Below are 15,652 nucleotides of genomic sequence, written 5' to 3'. Positions count from 1 at the left end.
GTAGCATGGGCAATCTCTTCGCGCATGCTACCTGTCAATCACGACTTTCCACGCAGAAACACGCTCTCTCCCGCCTGGTTTAAATAATGTTTACCCCCAGCGCCACATAATCGCGTTAAACTATTCAAATCGTAAATGAAATGGAGAATGGGCATGCGCGTACTCGTCGTTGAGGATAATGCTCTGCTGCGCCATCACCTCAAGGTCCAGCTACAGGAACTGGGGCATCAGGTGGATGCCGCGGAAGATGCAAAGGAAGCAGATTACTACCTGGGCGAGCATATCCCGGATGTCGCCATCGTTGACCTTGGCCTGCCGGATGAAGACGGCCTGTCGCTGATCCGCCGCTGGCGTAGTCACGACGTATCGGTACCGGTACTGGTGCTGACTGCCCGTGAAGGCTGGCAGGATAAAGTCGAGGTGCTGAGCGCCGGCGCCGATGACTACGTCACCAAACCCTTCCATATCGAAGAGGTCGCCGCCCGCATGCAGGCGTTGCTGCGTCGCAATAGCGGCCTGGCCTCGCAGGTTATCTCGATCCCGCCGTTCCAGGTAGATTTATCCCGCCGCGAGTTGTCGGTCAATGACCAGCCGATTAAGCTCACCGCCTTTGAGTACACCATCATGGAAACGCTGATCCGTAACCGCGGCAAAGTGGTGAGCAAAGATTCGCTGATGCTACAGCTCTACCCTGATGCCGAACTCCGCGAAAGCCACACCATCGATGTGCTGATGGGGCGGCTGCGCAAAAAAATCCAGGCGCAATATCCGCAGGACGTGATCACCACCGTGCGCGGTCAGGGCTACTTATTCGAACTGCGCGGATGAAAGGCGTGTTGCGACATATTCTTCCGCTTTCTCTGCGCGTCCGCTTTCTGCTGGCGACCGCCGCCGTAGTGCTGATCCTGTCTCTGGCCTACGGCATGGTTGCGCTGGTAGGCTACAGCGTAAGCTTCGATAAAACCACCTTCCGCCTGCTGCGCGGCGAGAGCAACCTGTTCTATATGCTGGCGAAGTGGGAAAATAACCATATCGATGTCGATATCCCCGAACACCTGAACATGCAGAGCCCGACGGTGACGCTGATTTACGATGCCAAAGGCAAACTGCTGTGGGCGCAGCATGACGTCCCCTGGCTGGTGAAGCGAATCCAACCTGAATGGCTGAAGAGCAACGGCTTCCATGAAATCGAAGCCGATGTTGGCAGCAGTAGTCTGCTGCTGCGCAATAATGATGAAATTCGCGAGCAGCTTGACGCCATCCGCGAGGAAGATGACTCCTCGGAGATGACCCACTCGGTGGCGATTAATCTCTATCCGGCCACCGCGAAGATGCCGCAATTAAGCATTGTGGTGGTCGACACCATTCCGGTGGAGCTAAAACGCTCTTACATGGTGTGGAGCTGGTTTATCTACGTGCTGGCGGCCAACCTGTTGCTGGTCATCCCGCTGCTGTGGCTTGCCGCCTGGTGGAGTTTACGCCCTATCGAATCACTGGCGAAAGAGGTCCGCGAGCTGGAAGAACATCATCGTGAGAGGCTCGATTCTCACACCACTCGTGAACTTACCGGCCTGGTCAGTAACCTCAATCGCCTGCTGAAAAGCGAACGTGACCGCTACGACAAATACCGAACCACCCTCACTGACTTAACCCACAGCCTGAAAACACCGCTGGCGGTGCTGCAAAGCACCCTACGTTCGCTGCGCGGCGAGAAAATTAGCGTCAGCGAAGCGGAGCCGGTGATGCTGGAGCAGATTAGCCGCATATCGCAGCAAATCGGCTACTATCTGCACCGCGCCAGCATGCGCAGCGGCAATGCGCTTCTCAGCCGCGAACTACACCCGATCGCCCCACTGCTGGATAGCCTGACCTCTGCTTTAAATAAGGTCTACCAGCGTAAAGGGGTTAACATCACGCTGGATATTTCGCCGGAGATAAGCTTTGTCGGCGAGCAGAACGACTTTATGGAAGTGATGGGCAACGTTCTCGATAACGCTTGCAAGTACTGTCTGGAGTTTGTCGAAGTCTCGGTACGCCAGACCAACGACAACCAGTTGCATATTCTGGTGGAGGACGACGGTCCCGGTATTCCCCGTAACCAGCGCACGGCGGTATTCGATCGCGGCCAGCGCGCCGATACGTTGCGCCCGGGCCAGGGTGTCGGCCTGTCTGTCGCCCGCGATATCGTTGAACAGTACGATGGCGATATCCTGACCGGCGACAGCCTGCTCGGCGGCGCCTGCATGGAAGTTATCTTTGGCCGCCAGCTTCCTGATGATAAAGAGAGCTAACGCAACAGTTTTTTAACGACGCCTGCATCGCCGCGGCGCCGCATCCGTTATAATCCCAGACAGACACCTGCTGTGGAATATAAATATGGACTATCAATTAACGCTAAACTGGCCCGACTTTATCGAACGCTACTGGCAAAAACGCCCGGTAGTGTTAAAGCGCGGCTTCGCCAATTTCATCGACCCAATCAGCCCGGATGAACTGGCCGGCCTGGCCATGGAGAGCGAGGTCGACAGCCGTCTGGTGAGTCATCAGGACGGAAAATGGCAGGTCAGCCATGGTCCATTTGAAAGCTACGATCATCTCAGCGAAAACAACTGGTCGCTGCTGGTGCAAGCGGTGAACAACTGGCACGAGCCGACGGCGGCATTGATGCACCCCTTTCGCGCTCTGCCGGACTGGCGTATCGACGACCTGATGATCTCTTTCTCCGTCCCCGGCGGCGGCGTGGGCCCGCACCTTGATCAATACGACGTGTTTATCATTCAGGGTACCGGTCGCCGGCGCTGGCGCGTGGGCGAAAAGGTGCCGATGAAGCAGCACTGCCCGCATCCGGATCTGCTGCAGGTTGATCCGTTTGAAGCCATCATCGATGAAGAGATGGAACCTGGCGATATTCTCTACATTCCGCCAGGATTCCCGCATGAAGGCTATTCGCTGGAAAATTCGCTTAACTATTCGGTCGGCTATCGTGCGCCGAATGCCCGCGAGCTGTTCAGCGGCTTTGCTGACTATATTTTGCAACGTGAACTGGGCAGCCAGCGCTATGCCGACCCGGACGTGCCATCCCGCGACCATCCGGCCGATATTCTGCCGGTTGAACTGGATCGCCTGCGTGAGATGATGCTGGGGCTGATTAACCAACCTGAGCATTTTAAACAGTGGTTTGGCGAGTTCATTACCCAATCCCGCCACGAACTTGACGTGGCGCCGCCGGAGCCGCCTTATCAGCCGGACGAAATTTACGATGCGCTGCAGCAGGGCGATAAGCTCGCCCGCCTTGGCGGCCTGCGCGTGCTGCGGATCGATGGCGAAGTGTTCGTCAACGGCGAAAAAATAGACTCTCCGCACCGCCCTGCGCTTGACGCGCTGGCAACGCATCTGTCGCTGCGCGCCGAACATTTCGGCGATGCGCTGGAAGACCCGTCGTTCCTCGCCATGCTGGCGGCGCTGGTCAACAGCGGCTATTGGTTCTTTGAGGACTGAGTCGGCATCCTGCCCGGTGGCGCTACGCTTACCGGGCCTACAACGGCATCAACCACACCCTGCCCGGTGGCGCTGCGCTTACCGGGCCTACAGGACCGGGCTCTGGATTTAGCGTTTTGCCGTCAGCTCCGCAATCCGCACAATCACCCGCACGGCTTTTTCCATACCCTCCAGAGTGACAAACTCGTGCTTACCGTGATAGTTATAGCCGCCGGTAAACAGATTCGGGCATGGTAACCCCATGAAAGAGAGTTGGGCGCCGTCGGTACCGCCGCGGATTGGCTTTATCTGCGGCTCGATATCGCAGTCCACCATCGCCTGACGCGCGATGTCCACTACGTGCGGATGGGCAATCACCTTCTCATGCATGTTGTAATAACTATCTTCGATCACCAGTTCGATGTAGCAATCCGGATGTAGCCCTTTACCGACCTTTTTGGCGATCTCCATCATTTTGCGTTTGCGCGCTTCAAACTGCTTGCGATCGAAATCACGCAAAATGTAGTGCATCTCCGCCCGGTCAACGCTGCCCTTGATACTGGTCAGGTGATAAAAGCCCTCATAACCGTCGGTGGTTTCCGGTGCCTCACTGGCCGGCACTTCGGCGTGAATACGCGCCGCCAACGATAAAGCGTTAACCATCACCCCTTTCGCGGTGCCGGGATGCACATTATTGCCAACAATTTTAATGGTCACCGAGGCGGCATTGAAATTTTCAAACTCCAGTTCGCCGACCCCGCCGCCATCCACAGTGTACGCCCAGCGGGCATCAAACGCGGCGACGTCAAAGTGCTTCGCGCCTTTGCCGACTTCTTCATCCGGCGTAAAGGCGACGCGAATATCGCCGTGAGGGATCTTTTTCGCCTGCAGCGTCGCCAGCGCCGTCATGATCTCTGCGATGCCCGCTTTATCGTCGGCGCCGAGCAGCGTTTTACCGTCGGTGGTGATAAGCGTCTGGCCTAACAGTTGATGCAGAACCGGGAACATCACCGGCGACAACACTTCATCGCCGATGCCGAGGGCGATATCGCCGCCGCGGTAGTTTTCGACAATTTGCGGATTCACGTTCTTACCGCTGAAATCCGGCGAGGTATCAACGTGGGAAATAAAACCGATGGCCGGGATTTCGCCTGCGACGTTGGCCGGCAGGGTCCCCATCACCGTGCCCTTCTCACTTAACGTCACGTTGACCAGCCCCATCTCTTCCAGCTGGTTCTGCAGCAAGCGCAGCAGCTTCCACTGTCCTTCGGTACTGGGAACCTGACGCACGCCAGGCTTCGATTGCGTATCTAAAGAAACATACTGCAGAAAACGCTCAAGCAATTTATCCATGTGGCCACCCTCTTTTTTTGTGACAACATTATCAATAAGGGCGAAAAGACAAATATTGCGTCAGGTCATTTTTAGCCCGTAAACCAAATTTTAATACATTTACGTGCATTATGTGTAAAGGTGATACACCGCGGTACAACAATGATTGGCGATTACAATCGTTTGCCGTAAAATGCTGGCCCTTATTAATTATGTGCAACCCCAAAGGTGGTTAATCACAAACCCCGCAGCGATCCCTTTTCCGTTGCGTCTACATGGGACAGAGTCAAAAATTGAATATACAACCGCGTTCGCTTTCTCCGCTGGTACAACTGGCGGGAATTCGCAAAAGCTTTGATGGTAAGACCGTTATCTCCGATCTCAACTTAACCATCAATAATGGTGAATTTCTCACCCTGCTTGGCCCCTCTGGCTGCGGTAAAACAACCGTTCTTCGTCTAATCGCTGGTCTGGAAAGCGTCGATATCGGACGTATCCACCTGGAAGACCAGGATATCACCCATGTCCCGGCGGAAAACCGCCACGTCAATACCGTATTCCAAAGCTATGCGCTTTTCCCGCACATGACCGTGTTCGAAAACGTCGCCTTCGGCCTGCGGATGCAGAAAACCCCGGCGGCAGAAATCACCCCGCGGGTGGTGGACGCATTGAAAATGGTACAGCTCGAAGAGTTTGCCCAGCGTAAGCCTCACCAGCTCTCCGGCGGCCAGCAGCAGCGCGTCGCCATCGCCCGGGCGGTGGTCAACAAACCGCGTCTGCTGTTGCTTGATGAATCCCTCTCGGCGCTCGACTACAAGCTGCGTAAGCAGATGCAGAACGAACTCAAAGCGCTACAGCGCAAGCTCGGCATCACTTTTGTTTTCGTCACCCATGACCAGGAAGAAGCCCTGACCATGTCCGACCGCATTGTGGTGATGCGCGATGGCAAAATCGAGCAGGACGGTACCCCGCGTGAAATCTACGAAGAGCCGAAGAATCTGTTCGTCGCCAGTTTTATCGGCGAAATCAACATCTTCAACGCGACCGTTATTGAACGCCTGGATGAACAGCGCGTACGCGCCTGCGTCGAAGGCCGCGAGTGCAATATCTATGTCAACTTCGCCGTTGAAAAAGGGCAACAGTTGAACGTTCTACTGCGCCCGGAAGATCTCCGCGTTGATGAAATTCATCACGGCAGCGAAGCGGATGGCCTTATCGGTTACGTGCGCGAACGCAACTACAAGGGGATGACCCTTGAGTCAGTTGTTGAGCTGGAAAACGGCAAGATGGTTATGGTCAGCGAATTCTTCAATGAAGACGATCCGGACTTTGACCACTCCCTCGACCAGAAAATGGCGATTAACTGGGTAGAAAGCTGGGAGGTTGTGCTGGCCGATGAAGAACACCAGTAAATTCCAAAATGTGGTGATCGCCACCATCGTGGGTTGGCTTGTGCTGTTCGTCTTTCTGCCCAACCTGATGATCATCGCCACCAGCTTCCTGACCCGCGACGATGCGAACTTCGTCAAAATGGTCTTCACGCTGGATAACTACTCGCGGCTGCTGGATCCGCTCTATTACGATGTGCTGCTGCACTCGTTGAATATGGCGCTGCTGGCGACCCTCGCCTGCCTGGCGTTGGGCTACCCGTTCGCGTGGTTCCTGGCGCGCTTGCCGCAAAAGGTACGCCCGCTGCTGCTGTTCCTGCTTATCGTCCCGTTCTGGACGAATTCGCTGATCCGCATCTATGGGCTGAAGATTTTCCTCAGTACCAAAGGCTATCTGAACGAGTTCCTGCTGTGGTTGGGGGTTATCGATACGCCGGTACGCATTATGTACACGCCATCGGCGGTAATTATCGGCCTGGTCTATATTTTGCTGCCGTTTATGGTGATGCCGCTCTACTCCAGCATTGAGAAACTGGATCGCCCGCTGCTGGAGGCGGCAAAAGATCTCGGCGCCAGCAAGCTGCAGACTTTTATCCGCATCATTATTCCACTGACCATGCCGGGAATTATCGCCGGCTGTCTGCTGGTGATGCTGCCGGCAATGGGGCTCTTTTACGTCTCAGACCTGATGGGCGGCGCCAAAAATCTGCTGATCGGCAACGTTATCAAGAGTCAGTTCCTTAATATCCGCGACTGGCCATTCGGCGCGGCAACCAGTATTACCTTAACGCTGGTGATGGGGCTGATGTTGTTGATTTACTGGCGCGCGGCGCGCCTGCTGAATAAAAAGGTGGAGCTGGAATGATCGGTCGACTGCTGCGCGGCGGCTTTATGACCGCCATTTACGCGTATCTCTACATCCCTATTATTATTCTGATCGTTAACTCGTTTAACCGTTCACGCTTCGGTATCAACTGGCAAGGCTTCACCACCGACTGGTATAGCCTGTTGATGAATAACGATAGCCTGCTGCAGGCCGCCCAGCACTCGCTGACCATGGCGGTGCTGTCGGCAACCTTCGCCACGCTTATCGGCTCACTCACCGCCGTGGCGCTGTATCGCTACCGTTTTCGCGGTAAACCGTTCGTCAGCGGAATGCTTTTCGTCGTGATGATGTCGCCGGATATCGTGATGGCTATCTCCCTGCTGGTGCTGTTTATGCTGATCGGTATTCAGCTGGGCTTCTGGTCGCTGCTGTTTTCGCATATCACCTTCTGTCTGCCATTCGTGGTGGTGACCGTGTTCTCTCGCCTGAAAGGCTTTGATGTGCGCATGCTGGAAGCGGCGAAAGATCTCGGCGCCAGCGAGATGACCATCCTGCGCAAAATCATCCTGCCGCTGGCGCTGCCGGCGGTAGCGGCCGGGTGGCTATTGAGCTTTACCCTGTCGATGGATGACGTGGTGGTCTCTTCGTTCGTTACGGGTCCGGGTTATGAAATCCTGCCGCTGAAGATCTACTCCATGGTGAAGGTCGGCGTTTCACCAGAAGTGAACGCGCTGGCGACGATTCTGTTGGTTCTTTCGCTGGTGATGGTTATCGCCAGTCAGTTAATTGCACGTGATAAAACTCAGGGGACGTTAAAATGAAAAAATGGTCACGCCACCTGCTCGCTGCGGGCGCTCTGGCTTTGGGCATGGGCGCCGCGCAGGCGGACGATAGCAAAACGCTCTACTTCTATAACTGGACCGAATACGTGCCGCCAGGCCTGCTGGAACAGTTCACCAAAGAGACCGGCATCAAGGTGATCTATTCGACCTACGAGTCGAATGAAACCATGTACGCCAAGCTCAAAACCTATAAAGACGGCGCTTACGATCTGGTGGTGCCATCGACCTATTTCGTCGACAAAATGCGCAAAGAAGGCATGCTGCAAAAGATTGACAAGAGCAAGCTGAGTAACTTCAGCAACCTCGATCCGCAGATGCTGAACAAACCTTTCGACCCGAATAACGACTACTCGATTCCCTACATCTGGGGCGCGACGGCAATCGGCGTCAATAGCGATGCTATCGACCCGAAAACCGTAACCAGTTGGGCCGACCTGTGGAAACCGGAATATAAAAGCAGCCTGCTGCTGACCGACGACGCGCGCGAGGTGTTCCAGATGGCGCTGCGCAAACTGGGCTATTCCGGCAACACCACCGATCCAAAAGAGATTGAAGCGGCTTATAACGAGCTGAAAAAGCTGATGCCAAACGTCGCGGCGTTCAACTCCGATAACCCGGCAAACCCGTATATGGAAGGTGAAGTGAACCTTGGCATGGTCTGGAACGGTTCCGCTTTTGTCGCGCGTCAGGCTGGCACCCCGCTGGAAGTGATTTGGCCAAAAGAAGGCGGCATTTTCTGGATGGATAGCCTGTCGATTCCGGCGAATGCCAAAAACGTTGACGGCGCGCTGAAGTTGATTAACTTCCTGCTGCGCCCTGATGTCGCGAAACAGGTAGCCGAAACTATCGGTTATCCGACGCCAAACCTGGCCGCGCGCAAAATGCTCAGCCCGGAAGTCGCCAACGATAAATCGCTGTATCCGGATGCCGCCACAATTGAAAAAGGCGAATGGCAAAATGACGTCGGCAGCGCCAGCGCCATTTATGAAGAGTATTACCAGAAGTTGAAAGCCGGTCGCTAATTGTAATACTATGCTGGATAGCGCGATGTTATCCAGCATATAAAAAATTAATATATTCACTGTCAATCACCCGTGAAAACACAGGCTTATAAAGTACTGCGGGTTATTCATTTCATCCGAATTTATTCAATAATTATATGTATTGCATCTCACCCGTCGCCGTCGATACTTTACATCGATGTTGCCGCTTTGCGGGTAGCCCTAACCGGGATAAATAAGAGAAGGCAACTCTACCGCCATTATTTAGCGATAAAAAACATAACCAGCAGAAATACCTAAAGGATTAACCGCCGCTCTTACATAAGGAAATGGAATAATGAATGATATAAAAATTAACCCCCCTCCACTCTTCGGTATTACAGAAGTTAATGATATTTACTGCGATATAAAAAGAAACATCCTCCGAGGAAATGGAACCGGCGTAACCATATGGTTATTTTTAATAATTGGAACTATTTACTCTCTTTTTCTGGTGGGGCCTCTACTAACCCATTCCGATGAAATCTTTTACGCCATACTATTCGTTATTTTTATATTATACTACAGTATATATGTGCTACGCGTGGCCATAACACAGCCTAAAAGCTTAATCATCAGACTGAATCGCAAGCAACAGCGGGTGTATATTCAACATCATAATACTTCCTATAACATCTTTGCCAGATGGCCTATCGAAACGCTGACTTATGACTGGAAAGAGATAGTCGCTAACTTTAAGACCGGATCCGGGAAAAGCTGCGGTTGTACGTGGTATGAGTGGCGTGTTACTGAACCCAGCGGTTACCAAAGAAAATTTGTTATTAGCGCCGATCATAGTGCTTCGCTATTTTCACGTTTTACCATTGAAAACGAAGATTTTCTCTTTAGCTATGCGAAATCATGGGCATGGTGTGAAAACTACATGCGCGGCATGATGACGCCTGTCCATATTTTACCGCCAGAGCCTCAACACTCATTTAAATATTGCATGTTATTAGTTAGTCGGGGTTTCCTGCGTGCTGATATAAATGATAAATGGTCAACTATTATTCCTTTCCGGAACCCTTTCTTCTGGATTCTGGCTCTTTTCATGCTGCCAATGATGATACCTGATGCATTAATAACGTATGTGGTGTTACGAATAAAACCCGACACCCCGTGGTCTGACTCCGCGCAGACGGAATCTACGTTGGATAGTTAAAAGTTAGAAGTAGCCAGAGTGGCTTACAGACCTGTTCTTGCGAGCATTAAAATTTGTCCATAATATTCAGGCAGATAGGTATTCAATTTTTTTAAGCAATAACTCATCGCGGTCGGTAACTTCCGACCGTTAAGACGTTTCTAATTTCGCTTTCGCCGCCGGGATTTCCCCCTGGCTTCTCTGCGCTGCAAAAAATCTTCAATGATACCGAAGACCGCATTAAGGGGTTTCCACAGCACCACCAGCAGCAGCAGGGGGCCATATATCCGTACAATACCTGTTGCTACCTGGCCGGTGAGGAGCAGGGCTAAGCCATCGAGCAGCAGGCCCAATGAGCTGCCGATACTGATGAACAAGCACAGTATAAAGAGAATCGGCCGACTATCGGCGTATATAGGTAAAGCTCTCTGGCTCCATACGCCGACGACAATGGCCGCGATCAACATGATCGCTTCGATAACCAGCGGATTATGCATAGTCTGACTCCTGTCATGACGTTTCATCCTTGTCAACAGCGCTGCCGGAAGCAATGGGCTGTGCCCATACTCCCTGGCAGGCTGCTTCAGTTTATAGCGAGTTTTCCTGCAGCAGCTTATCAATGAACTCGGGCACCACTTCGCTTGCCAGCCCGTAATGTTTCTCAGCGAATTCGCTGCCGACCTGGCTGGGTTCAAGGTTTAGCTCGACGGTATGCGCGCCGTGCAGACGGGCTTCATGGACGAAACCCGCCGCCGGATAAACGTGACCGGAGGTTCCGATAGCGATAAAGATATCGGCCTCGGCCAGCCCGCTGTAGATCTCATCCATGCCCAGCGGCATCTCGCCAAACCATACCACGTGCGGGCGCAGCGCCGCCGGGAACTGGCAGCAGTGGCATTTATCATCCGCCGTCACGTCGCCGGTCCATTCCAGCACCTGCCCGCTCCATGAACAGCGTACTTTCAGCAGCTCGCCGTGCATATGGATAACCCGGCGGTTACCCGCGCGCTCGTGCAGATTATCGATATTCTGCGTCACCAGCAGAAAACGATCGCCAAGCGCCTCTTCCAGCTTCGCCAGCGCCAGATGCGCGGCATTGGGCGCGATTTCCGCACTCTGCAACTGGCGGCGGCGGGCGTTATAAAACGCCTGCACCAGCGCCGGGTCGCGGGCAAAACCTTCCGGTGTCGCCACGTCTTCCACCCGGTGTTCTTCCCACAGGCCGTCGGCGGCGCGGAAGGTTTTAATCCCCGACTCTGCCGAAATACCGGCGCCGGTTAACACCACCACCCGCGGTTTATCTATTGCCTGCGGCGGCGTTTTGTCTTCGCCGAAGAAGACACGTTGCCGTAAGCGATCGCGCAACTGGCGTTTTTTACGGCGGAAACGGCTTAAGCGATGTAAGCGGCGCGACAGCATAGCTACCCCTGTAATTAATGAGTCAAATGAAGGAAGGCCGCACCGCGCATACCTCCGGCGTCGCCATGACGCGCGCGCTCAATGCGCGGCACCCGGGCGACCGGAAGCAAATGACGCGGCAGGCGCTGCGCCAGCCCTTCGGTTATAGCAGTAAAATTAGATAATCCGCCACCCAACACCAGCAGATCCGGATCGACAATGGTGAGGATATTGCCCAGACAAACGGCCAGTAGATCGAGATAACGCTCAACGTGCTCCCGCGCCTGCGCATCACCCTGCAGCCACAGATCGACGATCTGCGGCGAAGTTAAGGATTGGTGATAAAAATGCTGATACAGCCAGGCGAATCCGCGGCCGGAAAGATAGTTCTCAATGCAGCCGAGCTGGCCGCAGCCGCAGCGGGTCAGCGGAAAATCGCGCCCCACCACTTCCAGGGCATCCACCGGTAGACGAATATGGCCGAACTCGCCGGTGATGTAGCTGTGACCGGTAATCGATTTGCCGTTAAGCACGATCCCGCCGCCGACGCCGGTGCCGAGGATTAATCCCATCACCAGCGGATATTGGGTAAATTCATCATCCCACGCTTCAGATAACGCAAAGCAGTTAGCGTCATTATCAAGACGTACTTCGCGCCCCAGGCGCGCGCTGAGATCAACGCGCAGCGGGTGGCCGCTGGCGGCGGGTACGTTGGCGGCATACAGCTTGCCGTCCGCGGTTTCCGGCATGCCGGGGATACCGATACCGACCGCGCCCTCCACGCCAAAGCGCCGATCGGCTTCGCGAACCAGCGCTTCAATCGCCTGCAGGAAAGCCTCATAGCTTTCCGTTGGAGTGGCAACGCGTTTTTCCCACTGAAGTTGCCGGGCGTTATCAAACACCCCCAACGCTATCTTGCTGCCGCCAATGTCAAATCCGTAATACATTTAGCCATTCCTCTTATTAGCCCCAACCCCACATCCTTTGGGCGGCCTCTGCTGTCACAGAATTGGCTTAATAGATGCAGCGTTGAAGGGCCACGACGATAAATTACTGGCCACTCAGCACCCTCGCCGGGTCAATACGACTGGCGCGGCGGGCGGGATACCAGCTGGCCAGCAAACTCAGCAACAGTGCTGTCACCAGCACATAAACGACATCCAGCCAGTGCAATTCAGACGGCAGGAAGTCAATAAAATAGATGTCGCCGGAAAGGAATTTATGCCCGATCAACGCTTCGATACCGTTGATAATCGATGTCAGCTTCAGCGCGGCTAACACGCCGATAACCACCCCGATCAGGCTCCCGACCGAACCGGCCAATAAACCATACCATACGAAAATCGCGCGGATTAAGCCGTCTTTCGCGCCAAGCGTGCGCAGCACCGCAATATCGCCGCTTTTATCTTTCACCGCCATCACCAACGTCGAGACAATGTTAAAACAGGCGACGCCAATCACCAGTACCATGGCGAGATACATAATGGCGCGGATCATTTGAATATCACGATACATATAGCCGTAGGTGCCGATCCAGCTCTTGATATAGACGTAGCTGTTGGTTACCTCGCCGGCGTCGCGTACCAGCGTATTGGCGTGGAAGACGTCGGTGACTTTAATGGCGATGCCGGTCACGCTGCTGCCCATATCCAGATACTGCTGGGCGTCCGCCATCGGGATCATCGCGAAGCTATGGTCCAGTTGGCCGCTCAGTTGCAGAATGCCGCTCACGTGTAGCCTGACGCGTTTCGGCTGCAACAGCTGGTGCTCGGAATCTGAATTGGGGATCATGATAGACACCCAATCCCCCTGCTTCACGTGCAGCGCATCGGCGACGCCTTTGCCCAGAATCACCTGCTGCTCGCCGGCCTTAAAACTAGCCCAGGCATTGTTCTGCACAAAGTTTGGTAATGAACTCAGGCGGCTCTCCTGCTGCGGATCGACGCCCTTGACCTGAATGGCACGCATATTGCTGCCGCTCTCCACCAACCCGGTAAAGTTGATATAAGGCGCAGCGGCGACGATGCCTTTCACTTTTTCAACCTTCGTCAGCGCTTCGTTCCAGTTATTCCACGGCTGATTAACCGGCTCGATTTCACCGTGCGGCACCACCGCCAGAATGCGGTTGTTGAGCTCACGCTCGAAACCGTTCATCGCGCTCAGGCCGACGATCAGTACCGCCACGCCTAATGCGATGCCAATAGTAGAGATGACGGAAATCAGCGAGACCATACCGCCGCGGCGTCTGCCGCGGCTAAAACGCAGCGCAATCAGTAAAGATAACGGTGAAGCCATTACTGGGCCCCCATCAGGGTCAGGTCAGCCGTCAGGCGGCCATCGCGCATCTCCAGCTGGCGGTTCATTCGTTTCGCCAGCTGCAAGTCATGGGTCACCACCAGGAAAGCGGTACGCTGCGCCACGTTAAGCTCGCCCAGCAGCTCAAAAATGCTGTCGGCATTGCGGGCGTCGAGGTTGCCGGTCGGTTCATCCGCCAGTACCAGCCGCGGTTTGTTCACCAGCGCGCGAGCAATCGCCACGCGCTGGCGCTCACCGCCGGAAAGCTCCGACGGACGATGGTGGCTACGGTGCTCCAGACCGACCGCCTGCAACATCGCTTTCGCCTGGCGTTCGATATCCGCCGCTTTTTTCTTACCAATCAGCAGCGGCATCGCCACGTTTTCCAGCGCGGTAAAATCCGGCAGCAGATGGTGGAACTGATAGATAAACCCGAGCTCGCGGTTACGCAGATCGGCGCGAGCCGCGGCGGAGAGCGAGCTCATCGGCTGACCGGAGAAAATAACATCGCCGGAGGTCGGCGTATCCAGCCCGCCAAGCAGGTGCAGTAGCGTACTTTTGCCGGAGCCTGAAGAGCCGACAATCGCCATCATTTCACCCTCTTGAATGCTGAAGCTGACATCGTGCAGCACATCGGTTTGCACGTTGCCTTCCTGATAGCGTTTGCACAGGTTGTCGCATTGCAGCAGGATCTTATTCATAACGTAAAGCCTCAGCGGGTTGGGTGGCGGCAGCGCGCCAGGAAGGATACAACGTAGACAGCAGGGCCAGCGCCATCGCCACCAGAGCGATAATAATCACCTGCAGCGGCTCAATCGCCACCGGCAGGGCCGCGCCGTCCAAAAACGCGCCGATAATCGGCATTAAATTATTAAGCTGGCTGGCCAACAGCACGCCGAGCAGCGCGCCAAGCAGCGCGCCTACGATCCCGGCGCTGGCCCCCTGTACCATAAAGACGGCCATGATCTGCCGCGGCGTCAGCCCCTGGGTCTGCAGAATAGCCACCTCGCCCTGCTTCTCCATCACCATCATGCCAAGCGAGGTAATAATGTTAAAAGCGGCGACGGCGACGATCAGGCTCAGCAGCAGCCCCATCATATTTTTTTCCATCCGCACGGCCTGGAACAGCTCGCCTTTACGCTCGCGCCAGTCCTGCCATTTGGTACCTTCCGGCAGCGTCTGCTGGCTGAGGGTGTCAACCTGCAGCGGCTGGCTAAGCCACAATCGCCAGCCGGTAATATTGCCCAGCGGATAGCGCATCAGTCGAGAGGCATCATCGATATTGGTCAGCATTTGATAGCCGTCAACTTCGCTGTTGGCGGCGAAGGTGCCGATGACGTTAAACAGACGCTGGCTCGGCACGCGTCCCATCGGCGTAAACTGGCTGGCGGAAGGCACCATGACGCGAATTTGATCGCCGCGGTTAACCCCCAACTGACCCGCCAGCTGTTCGCCGAGAATGACGTTATATTTACCTGCCTGCAGATCGCTCTGTTTGACGTTGACGAGGTAAGGCGTCAGCGGATCTTTTTGCGCCGGGTCGATGCCCAACATTACGCCGACGGCGACGCTGCGGGCGCTTTGCAGCACCACATCACCGGTGGTGAGCGGCGCGACGCGCGTCACGCCCTGCAGCTTAACGGCGCTTTCCGGCATTTTTTGCGGGTTGATAGAGCCCTGTTGGGCGCTAATGATAGCCTGCGGCATCAGCCCCAGGATGTTGTTTTGCAGCTCGCGCTCAAAACCGTTCATCACCGACAGGACGGTCACCAGCGCCATCACGCCAAGCGTAATGCCGATGGTCGAAAGCCAGGAGACGAAACGGCCGAAGCGGTCGGCTGCGCGCCCGCGCATGTAGCGAAGGCCGATAAATAGTGCGGCAGGTTGGTACATGTAATCCATCTGGTTGCTGA

15 protein-coding genes are annotated in these 15,652 nt (G+C 54.9%); 8 read left to right on the top strand and 7 right to left on the bottom strand.

The annotated features are described in order from the left end of the window. The first annotated feature begins 153 nt into the window (after positions 1–153). From phoP to PGQ95_RS08955, 3 genes are all read left to right on the top strand, one after another. Positions 154–828, top strand: a complete 675-nt coding sequence (gene phoP / locus PGQ95_RS08965) for a two-component system response regulator PhoP (protein ID WP_087857974.1) — start codon at positions 154–156, stop codon at positions 826–828. Then, positions 825–2,291 (top strand): two-component system sensor histidine kinase PhoQ, encoded by a 1,467-nt coding sequence (gene phoQ, locus PGQ95_RS08960; protein ID WP_087857975.1) that lies wholly within the window; start codon positions 825–827, stop codon positions 2,289–2,291. The genes phoP and phoQ overlap by 4 nt, the downstream gene beginning before the upstream one ends. Positions 2,292–2,376: 85 nt before the next feature. After that, a complete protein-coding gene (locus PGQ95_RS08955) occupies positions 2,377–3,498 on the top strand; it encodes a cupin domain-containing protein (RefSeq protein ID WP_015367148.1) in 1,122 nt (373 codons plus the stop codon). Positions 3,499–3,606: 108 nt separating this feature from the next. On the opposite strand, the gene pepT is transcribed toward PGQ95_RS08955, so the two are convergent. Further along, positions 3,607–4,830 carry a peptidase T gene (gene pepT / locus PGQ95_RS08950; RefSeq protein ID WP_087857977.1) on the bottom strand — a complete coding sequence of 408 codons (1,224 nt, stop codon included), beginning with the start codon at positions 4,828–4,830 and terminating at the stop codon, positions 3,607–3,609. Between the two features lie 254 nt (positions 4,831–5,084). On the opposite strand from pepT, the gene potA reads away from it, so the two are divergent. The 5 genes from potA (at position 5,085) to PGQ95_RS08925 (ending at position 10,067) form a co-directional block, all read left to right on the top strand. Then, on the top strand, positions 5,085–6,221 hold the full coding sequence (gene potA / locus PGQ95_RS08945; RefSeq protein WP_087857978.1) for a spermidine/putrescine ABC transporter ATP-binding protein PotA: 1,137 nt from the start codon (positions 5,085–5,087) through the stop codon (positions 6,219–6,221). After that, entirely contained in the window at positions 6,205–7,062 is an 858-nt protein-coding gene (gene potB / locus PGQ95_RS08940; protein ID WP_015705059.1) for a spermidine/putrescine ABC transporter permease PotB, read from the top strand. The genes potA and potB overlap by 17 nt, the downstream gene beginning before the upstream one ends. After that, a complete protein-coding gene (gene potC, locus PGQ95_RS08935; RefSeq protein WP_012968557.1) occupies positions 7,059–7,844 on the top strand; it encodes a spermidine/putrescine ABC transporter permease PotC in 786 nt (261 codons plus the stop codon). Before potB ends, potC begins: the two co-directional genes overlap by 4 nt. After that, on the top strand, positions 7,841–8,887 hold the full coding sequence (gene potD / locus PGQ95_RS08930) for a spermidine/putrescine ABC transporter substrate-binding protein PotD (RefSeq protein ID WP_430917780.1): 1,047 nt from the start codon (positions 7,841–7,843) through the stop codon (positions 8,885–8,887). Before potC ends, potD begins: the two co-directional genes overlap by 4 nt. Positions 8,888–9,203: 316 nt before the next feature. Continuing rightward, complete coding sequence (locus PGQ95_RS08925) at positions 9,204–10,067, top strand: DUF6708 domain-containing protein (protein WP_430917778.1); 864 nt, start codon at positions 9,204–9,206, stop codon at positions 10,065–10,067. Positions 10,068–10,207: 140 nt separating this feature from the next. Here PGQ95_RS08925 and PGQ95_RS08920 read toward each other — a convergent pair whose 3' ends face one another. The 6 genes from PGQ95_RS08920 to lolC form a co-directional block, all read right to left on the bottom strand. Beyond that, a complete protein-coding gene (locus tag PGQ95_RS08920; RefSeq protein WP_430917776.1) occupies positions 10,208–10,543 on the bottom strand; it encodes a hypothetical protein in 336 nt (111 codons plus the stop codon). A 91-nt stretch (positions 10,544–10,634) separates the two neighbouring features. Beyond that, positions 10,635–11,465 (bottom strand): Sir2 family NAD+-dependent deacetylase, encoded by an 831-nt coding sequence (gene cobB, locus PGQ95_RS08915; protein WP_087857981.1) that lies wholly within the window; start codon positions 11,463–11,465, stop codon positions 10,635–10,637. A 14-nt stretch (positions 11,466–11,479) separates the two neighbouring features. Continuing rightward, on the bottom strand, positions 11,480–12,391 hold the full coding sequence (gene nagK / locus PGQ95_RS08910; protein WP_087857982.1) for an N-acetylglucosamine kinase: 912 nt from the start codon (positions 12,389–12,391) through the stop codon (positions 11,480–11,482). Between the two features lie 103 nt (positions 12,392–12,494). Continuing rightward, positions 12,495–13,739, bottom strand: a complete 1,245-nt coding sequence (gene lolE / locus PGQ95_RS08905) for a lipoprotein-releasing ABC transporter permease subunit LolE (RefSeq protein WP_113374189.1) — start codon at positions 13,737–13,739, stop codon at positions 12,495–12,497. Beyond that, on the bottom strand, positions 13,739–14,440 hold the full coding sequence (lolD, locus tag PGQ95_RS08900; RefSeq protein ID WP_015367168.1) for a lipoprotein-releasing ABC transporter ATP-binding protein LolD: 702 nt from the start codon (positions 14,438–14,440) through the stop codon (positions 13,739–13,741). Before lolD ends, lolE begins: the two co-directional genes overlap by 1 nt. Beyond that, on the bottom strand, positions 14,433–15,632 hold the full coding sequence (lolC, locus tag PGQ95_RS08895; protein WP_087857985.1) for a lipoprotein-releasing ABC transporter permease subunit LolC: 1,200 nt from the start codon (positions 15,630–15,632) through the stop codon (positions 14,433–14,435). Before lolC ends, lolD begins: the two co-directional genes overlap by 8 nt. Between the last annotated feature and the right edge of the window lie 20 nt (positions 15,633–15,652).

Origin of the sequence: Klebsiella sp. 141240, from assembly GCF_050600805.1 — a bacterium.
Lineage (GTDB): Bacteria > Pseudomonadota > Gammaproteobacteria > Enterobacterales > Enterobacteriaceae > Klebsiella > Klebsiella aerogenes.
Note: the sequence above shows the minus strand (reverse complement) of the source record. Positions and strands in the feature narration are given on the sequence as shown.

What these genes read in the sequence shown, in the direction of transcription:
- phoQ (WP_087857975.1), top strand. Translation starts at nt 825, where the DNA reads ATGAAAGGCGTGTTGCGACATATTCTTCCGCTTTCTCTGCGCGTCCGC.
- lolD (WP_015367168.1), bottom strand. Translation starts at nt 14,440, where the DNA reads ATGAATAAGATCCTGCTGCAATGCGACAACCTGTGCAAACGCTATCAG.
- PGQ95_RS08925 (WP_430917778.1), top strand. Translation starts at nt 9,204, where the DNA reads ATGAATGATATAAAAATTAACCCCCCTCCACTCTTCGGTATTACAGAA.
- PGQ95_RS08955 (WP_015367148.1), top strand. Translation starts at nt 2,377, where the DNA reads ATGGACTATCAATTAACGCTAAACTGGCCCGACTTTATCGAACGCTAC.
- cobB (WP_087857981.1), bottom strand. Translation starts at nt 11,465, where the DNA reads ATGCTGTCGCGCCGCTTACATCGCTTAAGCCGTTTCCGCCGTAAAAAA.
- potC (WP_012968557.1), top strand. Translation starts at nt 7,059, where the DNA reads ATGATCGGTCGACTGCTGCGCGGCGGCTTTATGACCGCCATTTACGCG.
- PGQ95_RS08920 (WP_430917776.1), bottom strand. Translation starts at nt 10,543, where the DNA reads ATGCATAATCCGCTGGTTATCGAAGCGATCATGTTGATCGCGGCCATT.
- nagK (WP_087857982.1), bottom strand. Translation starts at nt 12,391, where the DNA reads ATGTATTACGGATTTGACATTGGCGGCAGCAAGATAGCGTTGGGGGTG.
- potD (WP_430917780.1), top strand. Translation starts at nt 7,841, where the DNA reads ATGAAAAAATGGTCACGCCACCTGCTCGCTGCGGGCGCTCTGGCTTTG.
- potA (WP_087857978.1), top strand. Translation starts at nt 5,085, where the DNA reads ATGGGACAGAGTCAAAAATTGAATATACAACCGCGTTCGCTTTCTCCG.
- potB (WP_015705059.1), top strand. Translation starts at nt 6,205, where the DNA reads ATGAAGAACACCAGTAAATTCCAAAATGTGGTGATCGCCACCATCGTG.
- lolC (WP_087857985.1), bottom strand. Translation starts at nt 15,632, where the DNA reads ATGTACCAACCTGCCGCACTATTTATCGGCCTTCGCTACATGCGCGGG.
- lolE (WP_113374189.1), bottom strand. Translation starts at nt 13,739, where the DNA reads ATGGCTTCACCGTTATCTTTACTGATTGCGCTGCGTTTTAGCCGCGGC.
- phoP (WP_087857974.1), top strand. Translation starts at nt 154, where the DNA reads ATGCGCGTACTCGTCGTTGAGGATAATGCTCTGCTGCGCCATCACCTC.
- pepT (WP_087857977.1), bottom strand. Translation starts at nt 4,830, where the DNA reads ATGGATAAATTGCTTGAGCGTTTTCTGCAGTATGTTTCTTTAGATACG.